The 16,464-nt window shown below is 40.3% G+C and carries 20 protein-coding genes and 1 CRISPR repeat array; of the genes, 10 read left to right on the forward strand and 10 right to left on the reverse strand.

Annotation, left to right across the window (positions count from 1 at the left end; genetic code table 11):
• Positions 1 to 23: 23 nt before the first annotated feature.
• The 3 genes from JVX94_RS10370 to JVX94_RS10380 form a co-directional block, all read right to left on the reverse strand.
• A complete protein-coding gene (locus tag JVX94_RS10370; protein ID WP_205182981.1) occupies positions 24 to 866 on the reverse strand; it encodes a DUF6602 domain-containing protein in 843 nt (280 codons plus the stop codon).
• A gap of 1,010 nt (positions 867 to 1,876) precedes the next feature.
• Positions 1,877 to 2,173: direct repeats of the CRISPR family, unit length 32 nt; unit sequence ATTTCAATCCACGCACTCATGTAGAGTGCGAC.
• Between the two features lie 181 nt (positions 2,174 to 2,354).
• Complete coding sequence (gene rsoA / locus JVX94_RS10375) at positions 2,355 to 2,576, reverse strand: sigma-O factor regulator RsoA (protein ID WP_186318701.1); 222 nt, start codon at positions 2,574 to 2,576, stop codon at positions 2,355 to 2,357.
• A complete protein-coding gene (locus JVX94_RS10380) occupies positions 2,524 to 3,126 on the reverse strand; it encodes a sigma-70 family RNA polymerase sigma factor (protein WP_144472392.1) in 603 nt (200 codons plus the stop codon). The genes rsoA and JVX94_RS10380 overlap by 53 nt, the downstream gene beginning before the upstream one ends.
• A gap of 166 nt (positions 3,127 to 3,292) precedes the next feature.
• Here JVX94_RS10380 and JVX94_RS10385 point away from each other — a divergent pair, with 166 nt between their 5' ends.
• The 3 genes from JVX94_RS10385 to JVX94_RS10395 all read left to right on the forward strand — a co-directional run bounded on the left by JVX94_RS10385 (position 3,293) and on the right by JVX94_RS10395 (position 5,207).
• Complete coding sequence (locus JVX94_RS10385) at positions 3,293 to 3,457, forward strand: YvrJ family protein (protein WP_073204399.1); 165 nt, start codon at positions 3,293 to 3,295, stop codon at positions 3,455 to 3,457.
• A 94-nt stretch (positions 3,458 to 3,551) separates the two neighbouring features.
• Positions 3,552 to 4,715: an oxalate decarboxylase family bicupin gene (locus JVX94_RS10390; RefSeq protein WP_061110592.1), complete on the forward strand. Its 1,164-nt coding sequence runs from the start codon at positions 3,552 to 3,554 to the stop codon at positions 4,713 to 4,715.
• A gap of 69 nt (positions 4,716 to 4,784) precedes the next feature.
• A complete protein-coding gene (locus tag JVX94_RS10395) occupies positions 4,785 to 5,207 on the forward strand; it encodes a regulatory YrvL family protein (RefSeq protein ID WP_205182984.1) in 423 nt (140 codons plus the stop codon).
• 57 nt (positions 5,208 to 5,264) lie between these two features.
• On the opposite strand, the gene JVX94_RS10400 is transcribed toward JVX94_RS10395, so the two are convergent.
• The gene (locus JVX94_RS10400) at positions 5,265 to 5,642 is read right to left on the reverse strand and encodes a DinB family protein (RefSeq protein WP_240193752.1); all 378 of its coding nucleotides are present in this window, start codon (positions 5,640 to 5,642) and stop codon (positions 5,265 to 5,267) included.
• Positions 5,643 to 5,840: 198 nt separating this feature from the next.
• Between JVX94_RS10400 and JVX94_RS10405 the strand changes: the two genes are divergently transcribed.
• Entirely contained in the window at positions 5,841 to 6,974 is a 1,134-nt protein-coding gene (locus JVX94_RS10405; protein WP_144472396.1) for an FAD-dependent oxidoreductase, read from the forward strand.
• 23 nt (positions 6,975 to 6,997) lie between these two features.
• Here JVX94_RS10405 and JVX94_RS10410 read toward each other — a convergent pair whose 3' ends face one another.
• The 3 genes from JVX94_RS10410 to JVX94_RS10420 form a co-directional block, all read right to left on the reverse strand.
• The gene (locus JVX94_RS10410) at positions 6,998 to 9,592 is read right to left on the reverse strand and encodes a YfhO family protein (protein WP_205182986.1); all 2,595 of its coding nucleotides are present in this window, start codon (positions 9,590 to 9,592) and stop codon (positions 6,998 to 7,000) included.
• Between the two features lie 87 nt (positions 9,593 to 9,679).
• Positions 9,680 to 10,663 (reverse strand): glycosyltransferase family 2 protein, encoded by a 984-nt coding sequence (locus JVX94_RS10415; protein ID WP_024425218.1) that lies wholly within the window; start codon positions 10,661 to 10,663, stop codon positions 9,680 to 9,682.
• A gap of 299 nt (positions 10,664 to 10,962) precedes the next feature.
• Positions 10,963 to 11,235 (reverse strand): YfhJ family protein, encoded by a 273-nt coding sequence (locus JVX94_RS10420; protein WP_024425219.1) that lies wholly within the window; start codon positions 11,233 to 11,235, stop codon positions 10,963 to 10,965.
• A 116-nt stretch (positions 11,236 to 11,351) separates the two neighbouring features.
• Between JVX94_RS10420 and JVX94_RS10425 the strand changes: the two genes are divergently transcribed.
• Complete coding sequence (locus JVX94_RS10425; RefSeq protein ID WP_003217849.1) at positions 11,352 to 11,501, forward strand: small, acid-soluble spore protein K; 150 nt, start codon at positions 11,352 to 11,354, stop codon at positions 11,499 to 11,501.
• A 25-nt stretch (positions 11,502 to 11,526) separates the two neighbouring features.
• Positions 11,527 to 11,700 carry a YpzG family protein gene (locus tag JVX94_RS10430; protein WP_008360604.1) on the forward strand — a complete coding sequence of 58 codons (174 nt, stop codon included), beginning with the start codon at positions 11,527 to 11,529 and terminating at the stop codon, positions 11,698 to 11,700.
• Between the two features lie 97 nt (positions 11,701 to 11,797).
• Here the strand turns inward: JVX94_RS10430 and JVX94_RS10435 are convergent, their stop codons facing one another.
• Both JVX94_RS10435 and recX read right to left on the reverse strand, forming a co-directional pair.
• Entirely contained in the window at positions 11,798 to 12,112 is a 315-nt protein-coding gene (locus JVX94_RS10435; RefSeq protein WP_095408017.1) for a YfhH family protein, read from the reverse strand.
• Between the two features lie 3 nt (positions 12,113 to 12,115).
• Positions 12,116 to 12,907, reverse strand: a complete 792-nt coding sequence (gene recX, locus JVX94_RS10440) for a recombination regulator RecX (RefSeq protein WP_024425808.1) — start codon at positions 12,905 to 12,907, stop codon at positions 12,116 to 12,118.
• Positions 12,908 to 13,001: 94 nt separating this feature from the next.
• Between recX and JVX94_RS10445 the strand changes: the two genes are divergently transcribed.
• The 3 genes from JVX94_RS10445 to JVX94_RS10455 all read left to right on the forward strand — a co-directional run bounded on the left by JVX94_RS10445 (position 13,002) and on the right by JVX94_RS10455 (position 14,278).
• Positions 13,002 to 13,898 (forward strand): TIGR01777 family oxidoreductase, encoded by an 897-nt coding sequence (locus JVX94_RS10445; RefSeq protein ID WP_144472404.1) that lies wholly within the window; start codon positions 13,002 to 13,004, stop codon positions 13,896 to 13,898.
• A gap of 52 nt (positions 13,899 to 13,950) precedes the next feature.
• A complete protein-coding gene (locus tag JVX94_RS10450) occupies positions 13,951 to 14,061 on the forward strand; it encodes a YfhE family protein (RefSeq protein ID WP_017358836.1) in 111 nt (36 codons plus the stop codon).
• 61 nt (positions 14,062 to 14,122) lie between these two features.
• Entirely contained in the window at positions 14,123 to 14,278 is a 156-nt protein-coding gene (locus JVX94_RS10455; protein ID WP_024425223.1) for a YfhD family protein, read from the forward strand.
• A 38-nt stretch (positions 14,279 to 14,316) separates the two neighbouring features.
• On the opposite strand, the gene JVX94_RS10460 is transcribed toward JVX94_RS10455, so the two are convergent.
• Positions 14,317 to 14,904 carry a nitroreductase family protein gene (locus JVX94_RS10460; RefSeq protein WP_048240071.1) on the reverse strand — a complete coding sequence of 196 codons (588 nt, stop codon included), beginning with the start codon at positions 14,902 to 14,904 and terminating at the stop codon, positions 14,317 to 14,319.
• 273 nt (positions 14,905 to 15,177) lie between these two features.
• On the opposite strand from JVX94_RS10460, the gene JVX94_RS10465 reads away from it, so the two are divergent.
• The gene (locus JVX94_RS10465) at positions 15,178 to 16,434 is read left to right on the forward strand and encodes a transcriptional regulator (RefSeq protein ID WP_024425225.1); all 1,257 of its coding nucleotides are present in this window, start codon (positions 15,178 to 15,180) and stop codon (positions 16,432 to 16,434) included.
• The last annotated feature ends 30 nt before the right edge of the window (positions 16,435 to 16,464 follow it).

Consider the following 16,464-nt stretch of genomic DNA (forward strand, 5'->3'; position numbering starts at 1 on the left):
CTTGTCATGTCGCTCTCCTTTCTTCACTTTGTTATCTGTTTCTGAAACAGCTTGGCATATGCATAGTGAGGGAAAAACATGGGATTGTTAATGAGCATCAGCAATTGATTTAATTGGAAGTTTAGCGTCAACAGATCGTATCCATCAATACGTAAATCGCTGAGTTTGTTTTCATCTAGAAATTGTTCTTCTTCCTTAGATCGTTTTTCTTGTTTGAAACAATTTAATTCGTTTGACCACCATCTTAGATGTTCATGTTCATTAGGTACTTTTAATTGAAATTCATTGCTTTTTTTCATGAGCATAAAATCAAAAGACACCGCTAATTCAGCTGCTTTATTTGAAATTGTTTGGTCCTCTTCTCTTTTAAAGTTACTTGCTAAAATGAGTAAAGGACGCGTCCTCTTTTGTGTGTTACTTTCACTTGTAAAGTAACCTGTAGCCATTCTAGCAATTCCTGTTGTTTTTGGTGTTAGCCGTTTTATTTTTTCAGACCATTCTTCTAAACCTTTTTCTTTCAAATTAGAGCTTTTACATTCAATAGCAACCGCAACCGCCTCAATCGGTATAAACTTCAACGAATTGTGTTGGAACACATACGGTGTATACTGTTCATCAAATACGGCAATATCGACTTCGTTAGAATGATTTCCTTCTGAGTCAATAATGATGACACCTTGTGCTAATGAATATTTTTTAGGAATAATTTTCCGAAAAAACTCCAACCACATCACTTCTCTAGAATCTCCTGTCAGCCCGCCATGATTAGAAGCAAAGTCTACTTCTTCGGATATCATGCTGTTTAATCTTTGATAATTCTCTAAGATCAGCTGCTCAACTTTACCGGTTCGCTCCGTTTCACCCAAAACAATTCCTCCTTCATCATTCACTACGAATGGATAAAATTTGAATCTAAATGACTACTTTTCATTTCGACTTATTTTGAGATTTTTTAAGGTTTATTTAGGAAAAAGAAGAAGAAAAAAACATGACTGCAAGGAGTCATGTTTTCACTGTACAAATGAACAGTATATTTGATGGCTAATTGAAAGAGGATATTGTAAGAAGATGGATTTGAGGTGGCTATACCCGTTTAAGAGACAATCATTTAAAATCGCGCACTCTTGTAGAGTGCGACTGTAAGAGGTGCGAAATATAGTTACAAACCGAAATTTCAATCCGCGCACTCTTGTAGAGTGCGACTTGATGGATATAAACAACGGTTGCAGATGGAAATTTCAATCCACGCACTCATGTAGAGTGCGACAGCAAACCTTGAAACAGAATATAGACCATTGAATGATTTCAATCCACGCACTCATATAGAGTGCGACTGGTATTTTCACATATAATATACTCTTCTCTTCTTATTTCAATCCACGCATTCATATAGAGTGCGACAAATATAGTGAAAGACGAGACAATAAATATTTTTATTTCAATCCACGCACTCATATAGAGTGCGACTGCGTTTTCTGCCCTAATTGTAACATTTTTTAGGAAATGATAGGTAAAATCCTCAACTTTCAATAAAGAATTTTGTTTTCTCCTTCACAAAATATACATTTTTACCCATTTATGTCGAATAAAAAGGTGCGAATGTTCCAGGGATTTTATGTTCACCTCACATTCGCACCGAATCTCTCTTAATCCTATTTAATTAAAAACTATTACTGATGATAATCATACTTATTTCGCTGCTTCATCAACATCTTTGAATTCATTAATAAAATGGCGAGACAGATTTATGTTTTTCACACCTATTTCAAGCGCAATGTCAATAAATCTTTCAAGCTACCTACTGACAAGAATTTTATTCCTCACATTCAGATAGAGTGCGACAAAAGCTAATCAGACACAATATGCACAACAACATATTTCAATCCACGCACTCATGTAGAGTGCGACGCTCATATGGATTCAAAGACGATAAATCAAGATATTTCAATCCACGCACTCATGTAGAGTGCGACCATCATTCGGGTGGGCGCAATATAGATACATGCATATTTCAATCCACGCACTCATGTAGAGTGCGACGAAGATTCTTCGGTTAAATTTGTGACTGTCAAAGGATTTCAATCCACGCACTCATGTAGAGTGCGACAAAAAGTGGACGTGCCTGTCATCGAATCGGAAATATTTCAATCCACGCACTCATGTAGAGTGCGACTGCGATTTCTGCCCTAATTGTAACATTTTTCAGGAAATGATAGGCAAAATCCACAACTTTCAATAAAGAATTTTGTTTTTCCCTTCATAAAATATACATTTTCTCTCAATTTTGTCGAATAAAAAGGTGCGAATGCACCGGGGATTTTATGTTCACCTCACATTCGCACCATCAGCTTCTCTTACAACTTCGTCATATATTCCACAATAAACTCCCAAAAGCCAGGCCCCTCTTGATAAATCAGCCGGTCTATTTTTTCGATGAGTTTGATGTAGAGTTCTTGTTCGAGGTCTTCTCTTTCTTGATATGCCGTGTTTTGTAGTTTCTTTTTGATCATGGGTGTGAAGGTTTCAATGAGTTCTTCCATTTCTCCATTGGTGATTTTGTCTCCGTGCACGGACATCTCCCCCTGTTTCTTCTTTTAGTTTGTTGAGTGCTTTTTTGTGAATGTTTGAGATGTTTTGTCTTGTTTCGCCTAACTGATCGGCTATTTCTTTCATCGTTTGGCCTTCGACATAGATTTGGGTTAAGACCATTTTTTGTTTGTCTGTGAGCTGCTGGTAGGCCTTGTACAATGTTTGATCTTGCAAGTGCTCCCCTAGGTCTTGCTGGTTGAAGAGCACGGCTTCATACGTATCTGTTTGAACAGGGTCTTTCACTTCTTGCGTATCAGGATGATCGAGTATGAGCGGAAAACGCTGCTGTTTCTTTTTTACTCGTTTGTCAAAGTCGACTGAAAAGATGCGTATCATTGTGGAGATATACTTGATGATGCGGATTTTCTGATAGAACTGTTTGAACTCGGAATCTAGTTTTTTGGCATTTTCCTCGTTTGGCTCTTCCATGACTTGCCGGAGCAGCTGCTCGTTTTTCGGGTTGCTTAAAAACTGCTGAATGAGCGGGTGATCAATGATTTCTTTCCATTTTGCTTTCAATAACAGCCGATAATCCATGTGCATCCTCCCCTTTGTTCCCTCTACTAGCATTAAGTGGACAAAAGTTAAAAAAAGTAAACTTCGTGAAACGGGTCTAATGATTCATTTTCTCCCCCTCTACTTTCCTTTTTCTTCTTTCATACCACTTATATAGAAGACGAGTATCCGCTGGGAGGTGAGACAAATGGAGACCTTTTTTTCAGAGGAATGGCTGAAGCAGCTCGGTCAGGCTGGCTTTCCTGCCATTTTGACGGTTTACTTGCTGACACGCTTTGAACGAAAGTTTGATGAATTAAGCAAGCTCATCCAACGATTAGTCGCTGCTCAAAAAAATGATGAATCAGATTGACATCTGCTTGATTCGTTTCACCTTATGAAAACGAGGGCGAAATGAAAGGCCTTTTGCCACCTCACACAATACGATGTTGAAAGGGGATTTTATCATGAGTGAAAAGCCAAATGGAATACCACAGCCGATTCGAGGAGAAAAAGGAGCAACGGTCAAAATTCCACGTAATCTCGAGCGGGACAGACAAAATCCAGATATGCTCACGCCGCCAGAAACCGATCATGGAACTGTCTCCAACCTGAAATATTCTTTTTCTGATACACACAATCGTTTAGAAAAAGGCGGCTACGCCCGAGAGGTAACGGTCCGCGAACTGCCGATCTCTAAAAGTCTTGCATCTGTCAATATGCGGCTAAAGCCTGGTGCGATTCGTGAGCTTCACTGGCATAAGGAAGCGGAATGGGCGTACATGATTTATGGGGAAGCCCGGATTACATCTGTTGATGCAGAGGGGCGCAATTTTACAGAGGATGTGACTGAGGGTGATTTGTGGTACTTCCCTTCTGGCCTGCCGCACTCTATCCAAGCACTTGAACCGGGAGCTGAATTCTTGCTTGTGTTTGATGATGGGTCATTCTCAGAAAATAGTACGTTCCAAGTAACCGATTGGCTTGCCCATACGCCAGAAGAAGTCGTGCTTAAGAACTTCGGTATGACAAAAGAGCAGTTTGACAAGCTGCCAGAGAAAGAAAAGTATATTTTCCAAAAAGGAATTCCTGGTTCCCTTGAATGTGACAAGGTGAAAACAGAGCAAGGAGAAGTCCCGAATTCCTTTAAATATGAGCTTTTAAAACAAGAGCCGATTACGTCAAGCGGCGGACAAGTGTGGATTGCGGACTCTACCAATTTCAAAGCATCTAAAACGATTGCATCTGCTCTTGTGAAAGTTGATCCAGGTGCCATTCGCGAACTGCACTGGCATCCAAATACGGATGAATGGCAATATTTCATTTCTGGAAAAGCTCGAATGACGGTATTTGCTTCTGATGGACATGCGAGAACCTTCAACTATCAGGCGGGAGACGTTGGATATGTCCCATTTGCGATGGGACATTATGTAGAAAATACAGGCGACGAACCGCTTTATTTCTTAGAAATCTTTAAGAGCGATCATTATGCAGACATTTCACTCAATCAGTGGCTTGCGGTCACACCGAAACAGCTTGTTCTTGATCATTTAGATCAAGGCGAAGATTTCTTAAAACTGCTTGATACTGAAAAACATCCTGTGATCGCTGCACCTAAAAAAGAGGATTAACATATAACTTCCTGCAAAAAGGCTGTCCTTTTTGCAGGTATCTTCATGTAAAGGAGTGTTTGTTCAACTATGCAGCAATCTGTTCACGCTTTATGGCAAGGGCTGAAATGGCTCATGGCGGCGTCGGCTGTCTGTTACATATTTTTGTTGTTTTGTGTACTGTTCTTTCATTTAACGGGTGCTTTTTATCAATCGATTTTATCGATGCTTTTATTTATGGGCATCTATGTGGTACTTGGGATATCCTTTGAGCATGTGGAGCATGTGCTCATGAGGATTGTTAGAAAGTGCCGTTCCAAAAAACGCTCCATCGTTTTCTATGCCATTTCAATTCATCTCTTGTTTATTTGGGGTGCTGTCTATTTATCAGATGAATTGGTAGGCGGCATTTTACTGTCTACTTCTGAGGAAATTCTCTTTGCCCTAAGCCTTTGGTTGTTTCATTTTTTGTTTGATTATGCGACGTTTTCGTTTGAGAAAGAAGCTCAGTGATTTGCTTCATATGATGGATATCGTGTTCGATCAGCCCTTGGAAATAACTTAATAATGTCAGCATGGTTTGACCAATAAAAAAAGGTTCATTCCAGCGAGATGGTTCGATTTTTTTATTTCTTGAAGTAATTCTGTTCTGACAGAAATAAATCGCCCAATCGTCTCGCTTCTTTCTTCCTTTCTTGCTCTTTCGGCTGACTGCTGATTCATTTCATGCGCATCAGGTGCCTGCGGTAACGCTTGCTCGTTCCAACATTCCTTTAAACGGTCGTGTAAAATAAATTCATCCCACGAAACGAAATGAGCGATGATCTCAGCAATGCTCCATTTTCCCTCAGCGATGGCGCTGCGCCACTCTTTGTCTGTTAATTCCGTTAGCGACTGTACCCATTCAATGGAGTGTTGATAGTGTTTTATCACGGTGTCTTTGTTCATGTTTTGTTATCTCCTCCATGTTTGTTTTATCAGAAATTGGTTTGTTTCATCCTTGCGAAATCATGTATAACATATTATCATATACTTTAATTACCAAATAAAAAGGGGGAATTGTCATACGCTGTCCTACATGAAAAAGCTTATTTTTTTGCACTAAAATAAACCGACCGGTCTGTTTATAAAAAAGGAGGAAAAATGATGAAATCTCAAAATGTGATCATTATCGGCAGTGGTGTAGCAGGATTGGCTACTTCTTTATTTTTAAAAAAGGCTGGAATGGAAAGTACGATTTATGAAAGCAGGTCAGATGAAAAATTAGAAACAGGCGCAGGTTTTTTACTGTCTCCAAATGGGGTAAAGATTTTGGATGAAATCGGGTGTAAAAATGAAGTGATAGCCAATGCAACCGTGATAAAGAAAATCCAGCAAATAAACAGTGAAAATGAAGTGGAAGCAATCTTTAACAATCATAGTGAAAAATATCATCATGCCCCTTTGATCAACGTCATGAGAGCACAAATCATAACCATTCTTTTAAAGGAAGTGCAACGCCAAGGAATAGAAGTGAAATACAACAAAAAGGTAACCTCGATCAAACAGCAACCTCATTCCGTTCAAGTTCTTTTTGAAGATGAAACTGTGATAACAGGTGATATTGTAATAGGAGCAGATGGAACTTTTTCGAAAACAAGAGAAGCGGTTGCGTTTAATGCTAAATTAGACTATAGCGGTTTTTGGGGACTTCAAGGGGTATCGTTTGTGAAGGATTTTGTATTGGATGAGGCAACAAGTTATTTTTACAATGACGGAAACTTTCAATTCATTTTTGGAAAAGCGCATCCAACAAATAAAATGAATATTTTATGGCAAGCTTTCTCTCAGTGTCCTGAGAAGTTACCTACAAAACATTTTGAGAAAGCCAATAAAGAAACCATTCGACAGTTATTATATCAACAAATGGAAGGCTGGAATATTCCGAAGCACCTTTATGACATTATCGATCATACAGAGATGTTTTTCCCAAGAAGTATTTATGAAATCAAGAATCTCTCTGTGTGGTCAAAAGGACGCGTTGTTCTTGTAGGTGATGCTGTACATACGGCTAATCCTTTTGTTGGTCAAGGAGCATCGTATAGTCTAGAAGATGCGATGGTCATAGCAAAGATGCTGAGGGATCATGATTATCGAGATGCGTTCTATTATTATGAACAGGATCGAAGAAAGAGGACAGAAGAATTGAATGCGCTATTTCAGCACATGAGTATTCAAAACGATATTGATAAAAAAATGAACGAATACAATATTGAATGGGATGAAGAAACTTACGTATGAGATGAAAGATAAAAAAACACCACTTATGATGAAAAGTGGTGTTTCTTGTGTTTTCTCCGTGCATATAGGATCGCACCAATCAAACTGACGAGTGAAATCAACGCAAGAATTCTGATATAAGGCGGATAGTAGGTTAGCACAATCTCGTTTTTGCCTTTTTCTATTGGAAAACCGATAAAGGCGTAATTGGCTTGTTCAATATCGGTCTGCTTTCCGTTTACCGTGAGCTCCCAGCCTTTTTCATATGGTACTGGCAAGATCATATAATCATCGCCGCGTTTGTTATCATATGAAATCGTAAAGCGGTTGTTTTCGAGCTTTACCTGCTGGCTGCCATTATCCTGTTTTTCTTTTTCATATGCTTTTTCTAGAATGCGGTAAGGCTCTTGATACAGCTTTAGTTGATCGAGCTCATACGTCCCTTTTGGTACTCGAATGGAAAGGATTTTTTCTGCAGGGACTCGAATCGTCACTTCATTGACACCTGTTTTGTAGATGGATGTATTGCTTTTTCGTGAGGTGACGTAGTTGTCAACGGATAACTGAAATCCTTCGTTCCGGTCTGTCCGCTTCACATAAAAGCTCACATACACATCCCCAGCGCGGGCCATATCATCTGGCAGCGTGATATTCAGACCGCCTGTTTCTCCGTATACATCAAGCACGCCGTGTTCGTATACAGCTTGTTCCGTATGAATCTTTGTATCCTTGACTCGATCTGGCGCATGCTCAATTTCAGCGTTTCCTTTTTTGTCTAAAATCACACCCTGCAGCATCGCATGCTCCCTATCAAGTGCTGAGGCATTTTTTAAGGATTCTTCTGAATAAATCGTGCTTGTTGTTCTTGCAAATGGCAGCGGCCGTGTATTTTCATACACTTTATAATGCTCACTTTCCAATATTGGCTTAAAATAAGCTGGCGGTGAGTAAGGCATCGTATTGTCTCTCATATAATACTTTCCGTAGGTCAGGCTGTATAAATTCGCCCTGTCCCCCATTGTTGCATAACGGCTGACACTTTCACGTCCCATATCGATTTGCAGGTCATTCCAGTAGAAATTGAGCAAATGCTGATTCAATATACTTGAATACGCACTCATGCCTTGAAAGCCTTCAAATAACGGGGTGTTGTTGCGCACGCCATTCATCCAATCAATCCGGGCAAGCGGATCTTTTGAGGAGCGGCTTTGAATCTGCTGAATGAGCTTCATTTGCTCATGTCCAGCATACGCCTCACTATTCAGATACGTATCTGATACGCTCTTAATATTGCTTCTTTCAGATAAGTAGCCCTGCTGATACACGCCTGCTGTCAGTAAGCTGAAAACGATGAGCACAGCTGAAAAGAGACGAAGGTGCTGGCGTTTTTCTGCATGAATCACAAGGAAAAACAAGCTGATCACAAGCAGTCCTATGCCTGTAAATACAACAACATCCATATTTCCCTTTGCTCGTTCTGATAAGATGACTGCGAGAAGAAACACGATCCAAGCGCCTAAGACCGCACGTTTTTTCCACTTCCATTCAATTTGCGAGAAATGCTTGATGGTGATGGCTGCGACCACTCCAACTGTAAAAGCAAGAATGTATTCAAACCTGTACTGCGGTGCTGAAAAACCATTAAACACGCTCGCCATCTTTGGACTGTAATGAAAAACAATGAGCAGAACGCTGATCGATGTAAACATGAAAAACCACCTGTTCCGGTAAAGCGGAACGAGGAACATACAAATGAGAAAGATCACAGGTAATAAATACACCCTGCTTGTAAACAGCAGATGATCATGCAGCTCGAACCAAGGGATGGCCTGTTCATAAGGAGGTCTTATATTATTAAGAAATCCATAGACAGACGGGACAAAAAAGGCAGCACTGATTCCAAAGGATAACAGCGTAGAGACCGCCAGCGTCCAGAACACCTTCCACCCATGCTCCTCACTTCTCAGCTTGATAATATACCTAAAGACAAGATAGATCGCTAAAAAGATAAAATGAATATAAGCAAAGTAAAAATTGTTGATGAGCATCAGGCTGCAACTCGCAATAAACCAAGCCGGCTTACCTGTTTTGAAAATCCGTTCAACCCCAAGTACAAGCAGCGGGAGCCACATCATACTGTCGGTGAAAAACTCCCAAAACGTTTGATGCCGAAAATACACAATAGACAATCCGTAGATTGCGGCTCCTGTTAATGCGCTCAGCCTATGCTGAACCATTGAAAGAAGCACACGGTAAGCGATGAAAAGAATAAGCGTCAGCTTGATCACACTCAGCCAAATGACGGCATTTGCCCAGAAATGAATGTCCGTTGACTGGATGAGATGGAGCGCATTCATCAGCCAGACGACAGCGACTGTGACCATAAAGACAGTCGACGTTGTGAAATAATAACCTAATTGCGTATATGTACCGCCGCCCAGTCCGAATTGATAGGAATAAAAGAAGTTCCCTTTGACGTATTCATCGTAAAGCAGCTTTTTAAAAGGGAGCATTTGCGAGATCCCGTCTCCATCTCCTGTCATGTACCGCCCTTGCGTATATTCATATAAGAAAAAAGAGTGGCCTAATAAAGCGAGAATGAGGCACATTCCAATGATTATCCATCTACGTTTCATCATCTAAATCCTTTCCACAAAAGATCCACTGTTCTTTGAAACAAAACAACCCAGCAAGCGATTCGTGCTTGCCGGTTATTTGACTCCACGTTATTTAAATAACTGTGTTAACACTCGGTCTTGTTCCTTTGAGCTTGTCTCTTGTTCCATCACATTTGATTCCTGGATTAAATAATGCGGCCTCTTTTTCGTTTCATAATAGATACGGCCAATATATTCTCCAATCACACCTAGACTCAAAAGTTGGACACCTCCGAGGAACAGGACAGCCGATATTAAAGTAAAATAACCCGGCACCATAATGCCCGTTCTGACGATTTGAATAAAGGTGGCTACGATGTAAATCAATGAGAGAAATAAGATCAGTATGCCAGTATAAAAACAAATTCGCAGCGGGCGGTTGTTAAAAGAAATGACGCCATCTATGCCATAGTTAAATAATTTCTTTAGTGACCATTTTGTATCACCATGCTGTCTTTCTACATTTTCATAATAGATGACCTTTTCTTCAAACCCAATCCAGCAAAAAAGCCCTTTCGAAAAACGATTTCCCTCTTTCAGCTGAAGCAGTGCATCGATGGCTTGGCGTGAGATTAAACGGAAATCCCCGACGCCATCACGCAAGTCCACTTCTACTACCTTGTTCATCACCTTATAGTACATAGATGACAGGTATGAGCGCAGCTTGCTGTCACCTTTCCGATTCCGTTTGGCAATGACTTGATGATAACCTTCTTCATACCCTCTGACAAAGTCCTGAATTAAATACGTCGGGTGCTGCAGATCGGCGTCCATAATAATCGCAGCTGCTCCTTTTGCATGTTCAAGACCTGCCAAAATAGCGGCTTCCTTTCCAAAGTTACGCGAAAAGGAAATATATTTAACTTTTGCACTTTTGCGAGAGAGCTCTCTCATGTATTGTAGCGTGTTGTCTTTGCTTCCATCATTCACAAAGATGATTTCAAAGTCATAATGAAAATCGCGAAACTCTTCCTCGAGTGCCTCAAAGATTCGTCTGATGTTTTCACCTTCATTGTAAGAAGGAATTATCACAGAGAGCAGTTCCCGTTCCATATCGCACCTTCTCTTCACTTTTTTCATATAGTCTGATATGTTCATTATTCCTTTTTTGTCAGAAAACGAAACCCTTTTTTATTATCCATAAATTACATGTGTCTTCAATCGTTTCATTATATCAGAGTTTTATTTCCAGTGATTTTCGGTAAGATGAATTTAATGTAATTTTAAGTTTAATCATTGTAAAAAGCCTGTAATTTCGATCACAGACTGGGTATTGTGTCATAAAGTTATTTGTTCATTAGTATATTTTCCAAATGATTGAAAAAGATGAATGGAAGTAAAAGGGCAACCTTTTAGTGAAGCAGCCCTCGATTGTTTTGTTGCAGATGCTCATTTGCCTTTGATTGTTTATTTTGAAATAAATGCAGCTGCGCGCCGTAGCTCTCGATCCACTCTTGGACAATTCGTTCTGTTGTTTCCTGTCCTTTATACTTGCGGCCAGCCTTTGCATAAGTCGTTTCAAAATCACTCCAAAGCAGTTCTACCCATGTACGTGCTTCGTCATATGTCAGCATATTGTTTTTCTCCATAAGTTGTTCTGTTAGTCGCTCAAAGTATTGTTCCATGCCTGTTCCTCCTTCATCTAGCAGAAAGTGCCTTTTTAAAAAAACTTCTTTTTTCATATACTACCCTTACGTCTTCAAAAGACGCAAATGATTTGTATTGTTTGGAGGGAATCGATATGCGTAATAAAGCAAAAGGCTTTCCAAATCAGGTAAATCACAAGTTTGAAGGCGAACCAGGCGCTACAGATGCTTATGCCTCTAAACGGCCGAATGGTGAAACGAATACACGTCCACAGGAACGTATGAGGGCATCAGGGAAACGCTAATTTTTCCAAAGGGAGTGCTTGAGATATGAGTTCAAATGGGAAATCGTATATGGCAGACTTTGTTCAATTAAGGACAACCGCTTACCCTCAACCATGGGCAAATGCAAAGCATTCTGCCTCTCAGGTCAACGGAGAAACGCAGCAAACGCAGCACGACATCGTACTTCAGAACAACGTCCGTAAACAGCGTTCGAAGTAAAGAAAAGGACTGATCACTAAGATCAGTCCCTTTTTAAAATGTTAGCATTTTTTCTTCTTGCCTAAGCGCAAATGCGACGGTTTGTCCGCGCGCTCGATCAGTCCTTTTGCGTCAGCATTGAAATCGGCAGGGCATCTTCCTTATTTGGAGCCGATACTCTGTATCCCCACGCAAAAACGCCATTTAGATATTCTACATAAAACTCTTCTTCTGTGTCTTTGATTTGGTAAGTTGTTTTCGTTTGAATCAAGGCTGGATCTAATAAATAGGCTTTCGCCATATCGATTTTCCGTTCTAAAACTGCGTATTCATTCACAATGCCAAGCTGCTCAGCCTTTCGTGCTTTTTCAGAAAGGGAGGCAATCTCCTGCTTCAATTCGTATTCTGTCATCTCACTATAGCGTTTTTCCATCTGTCATTCCCCTTTGTCTAAAACGTGATCAATTGTATCGAGATCAAAGCCTTTTCTGAATAAAAATTGCTTCACTTTCATCTTTTTTTCAAATGATCCGTCATATCCTACCTTGCGTTTTGCCTTCTCCAGCATATAAAGGAGGGCTTCTTCTTCCTTTTCCTCTTCTTGTCCATCATAGGCTTCTTGAAGGGCTTTATCAATGATCTCAAACGAAAATCCCTTTCGCTGCAGCTGCAGCTTGATGCGCTGCTCGATCTCTTTTGCAGAACGATTTTTTTCTTTTTTGACAAGCTTGAGCACCTGCTTTACAGCTTCCTCGAGCTGTAGGTCATCAGGGTATTGCGATAGCGCCTGTTCAATCGTGTCATCGTCTATCCCCTTGAGCTTCAATTCTTTTTTTAGGACGGACGGTCCTTTACTGTTCGTTTTCCGGTGGGTGCTGACATAGGCTTCTGCAAATTCAAGATCATTTACATACTTATAATGCTTCAATTTGTGTATAATTTCACTAATAGCAGGTGCAGGGATTTCTTTTTTCGTTAAATAATCGGTGACTTCTTTCACTGATCTCATTCGGTAGGATAAATAATCAACGGCCTGCTGAAATCCTTTTTTCACCGAATCACCGAATTGAATCTCAATGATATCTGCTTCGTCCAGCTCTTTTCCTTTTTTCAAATCGTGCTGGACGAGCACATCTAAATCAACGCTAAAGGCGTACTTTTCATCAAGAAAGATGTTTACCCGCTCTGTATTGTTTTTCTGAGCAGAAATTTTTGTAATATAGGGCATCCTGTGATCACTCCTTTTCCAAAACAGTCAGGATGTTTCTTCTGATTCAAAATCGTGAAAGATATAGGTATGTATATGAGAGGAGAGATGTCAATTGAATATCGCCATTACCGGAGGAACCGGTTTTATCGGCCAGCATATCACAAAAGTGCTCGCTGCTGAGGGACATCATCTATATATTTTAACAAGAAATCCAAAGGAATCCGAACAAAATCATTTACATTATGTGCAGTGGCTGACCGAAGGTGCTGCGCCTGAGCATGAATTGCCTGCCATCGATGTATGGATTAACCTTGCTGGAAAATCCATTTTTACACGCTGGACAGACAAGGCAAAAGAAGGCATCCTCTCCAGCCGTCTCAAATCAACACAAGAGGTAAGACGCATTATAGAAGCGCAGGAATCGAAACCATCTGTGCTGATTCAAGCAAGTGCTGTCGGAATTTATGGCACATCTCAAACAGGAGATTTTACGGAGGAATCACCTCCTGCAGATACTGATTTCTTAAGTCATACATCAAAGCTTTGGGAGTCTGAGGGACAAAAGATTGAAGCCCTCGGCATTCGTACGGTCTACACACGCTTTGGCGTCGTGTTAGGAGAAAAAGGGACACTGCCACTGATGGCACTGCCATATAAGCTGTTTGCCGGCGGGACCATGGGCTCTGGCACACAATGGGTTTCATGGGTACATGTCGAGGATGTGGCACACCTCATTCATTATGCCATTCAAAACGACGACATTTCAGGACCACTTAATGTCACGTCTCCGAATCCTGTACAAATGAAGCAGCTCGGACAAACCATCGCCTCTGTCCTTCACCGTCCTCATTGGCTGAAGGTCCCATCTTTTGCGATGAAAACGGTACTTGGCGAAATGTCATTACTTGTTTTAGAAGGTCAGCGTGCTCTGCCAAAAAAAGCACTGCTTTCTTCTTATGACTTTTTGCATCCTGAACTAAAAGAAGCGATTTTGCATTCTAAGGAATAAATGTTGTCAAAAACACCCATCCTATTAGAAATGATATGAGGGGGCGATTTTGATGAAGAAAAAAGAACACCAGCCAACTTCGAAGCTGAAGAAAACCCAGGAAGTCCTGTATCAGCAGGAATTCAAAAAAGCGGAAAGAGCAGCAGAAAAAAGAAACAAATAAAATGGATATTCCCCTCCAACAAGCACATAACTAAAGTGATCTTGTAAAGGAGGGAAAGGCTTTGAAAAAAGACCAACACAAAAAATCCAACCACGAGCTCGCGGCACAAGAGACGGATGGCGAATATGTTGAATTTTCCAAAGAACTTGCAGATCCGAATGACGTAAAAGCAATGGCACGTATGAAAGCAGCCGATCAGCGCGCCAAAAAACAATAAGTAAAAAAGCAGACCTCATTCAGCGGTCTGCTTTTCTTTTATTTGATTTCAGTAAGAAGACTTGATGCTTTCTGACGTGATTTTTCCTCAGGCACCTCTTCTGGATAACCTATATGAAGGATCGCAGCAAACCGTTCGTTTTCCTTTAATCCCATGTCTTGTTGAAAGCCTTTGTCGTATAAAATACGTCCGCTCTTCCATACCATACCGATCCCTTGATCCCACGCAAGCAGCTGAAGATTTTGAATGAGCGCGCTCACAGCGGCAAAATCATCATTTCTCACCACAGGGTTCTCGTCTTCTTTTAGTACGACAAGTAAAAGCGCTGGGACCTTGGAGAAGTAATCTCTGTAATGATTGATTTTTTCTTCTTTTGCATCTGGGTTGTTGCGCTGAAAGAAAGCAATGAAGCGCTCTACAAAAGTCGCTTTGGCTTCATCCGTCACCGCATATAAAAAGCGCCACGGCTCCGTGATTTTATGGTTCGGTGCATAGACCGCATCCTCTAATAACGGCTGAAGCTGCTCAATCGTCACCGGTGTGTCTTTGAATTTTCGAATCGATCGTCTATATCTGACAGCGTCTCGAACCGTTAACGCTTCTGTTTGTTGTTTCGTTTCTGGCATATATGTCATCCTTTCAATCAACTTAATTGAAATTGATTCTCATTCACATTATAAACGTCATCTCGTGCAGTTGCAAATCAAGTATCCCTCCTCCCCGTCTGCTAAATAGTTGTTTGACTTTTTCAAGTAATGTTACAATCATATTACGTTTTAAACAAATTTTGAGAAAAAAGCCAAGATGATGAAATGATTATCAAGTATTACCATTTTATCTGATCTGTTTTTTTGTCAAAAGGCTTTCAACCATGATTGGAAGGGAGGCTTCTGGATGGAATGAAAATCAATATTGGACAAATCATTAAACTCTACCGTTATAAACAAAATATGACCCAATCTGAATTGGCAGAAGGAATTTGTTCTGTCTCTCATTTAAGTAAAATTGAAAATGGCTCAAAGGAGGCCAATCAAGATACGATCAATCTGCTGCTTGAACGGCTTGGCATCAGCCAAGAAAAGCTGTCACAAAAGGCGCGTCATCTACTGTCACTTTTGGATGAGTTTCAAATGAATATGTATTTCTATGCTCTCGATCAGGCTGAACAAAATGCAGAAATGATTATTCAGCATGAGGAGCAGTTCTTTTCGCTCGATTTAGGCATTCAGTATCATTTGTCCTTATTTCAATTTTATTTATTAACGGATAAACAGCCGCTTGCCTTAAAAACACACCGCGTGCTCAAAAAATTCGAAAAAACCTTTATTGAAACGGAAAAAGAAATTTTTGAATATCTTGACGGCATTCATCAAATTAAAATTGGTCAGCTTGAAGATGGGCTGAAAAAGCTTGAAAGCTGCTTTTCCTACGCTTCAGTCGAACAAAGTGATTTGTATTATCATTATGCAAAAGCACTTGGAAACATGGGACAGCTGGGTGATGCGCTTGAAGCGACACATCAAGCGATGGATTTATATAGACAAAAGAACAATTTCAAGCGGATTATTCACTGTACACTCATTCACGGCGTGATCTCACTTGAACTAAAAGCCTATCAAACTGCGAAAAAATATATAAAGGAAGTGATTTTGCACACGTCCCTTCACCCTGATGCCTATATTAAAATGTCCGCGTATTTTTATTACGGGGTGCTCTTAAAACGTGAAGGTGATTTCTCTTCAGCTGTGCCTTATTTACTAGATTCACTCAATTACTTTAATCAAGAACAGATAGAAGATCGTTACTGTGAAACGCTATATGAAATTGCGACACTATATGCTGAATATGACCGCAAAAAAGCACTTCCCTACATACACGAGCTGTTAAAACAGCCTCGTATTCAGCCAAACTGTTTATATATGATCAAAATCTATAAATTGATGATTGAGGAAAACCCTCTTGATTTGAAAACCTATTTGGTCGAAGCAGCCCTTCCTTACTTTGAACACAATGAGCTGCACAGTGAATATTTGTTTGCGCTTAGAACCTTGCTTACCTATGCAGGTGCTGAGCTTGATGAGCAGGCCTATAAGTCCTACACAAAGAAACTGTTAGATCATTTAACAGTATATCTTCCCTATTACAAAAAAGCATGACCTTCTGCCGATCGAAGGTCATGCTTTTTC

Origin of the sequence: Bacillus sp. PDNC022, assembly GCF_016919285.1 — a bacterium.
Classification (GTDB): Bacteria; Bacillota; Bacilli; order Bacillales; family Bacillaceae; genus Bacillus; species Bacillus safensis.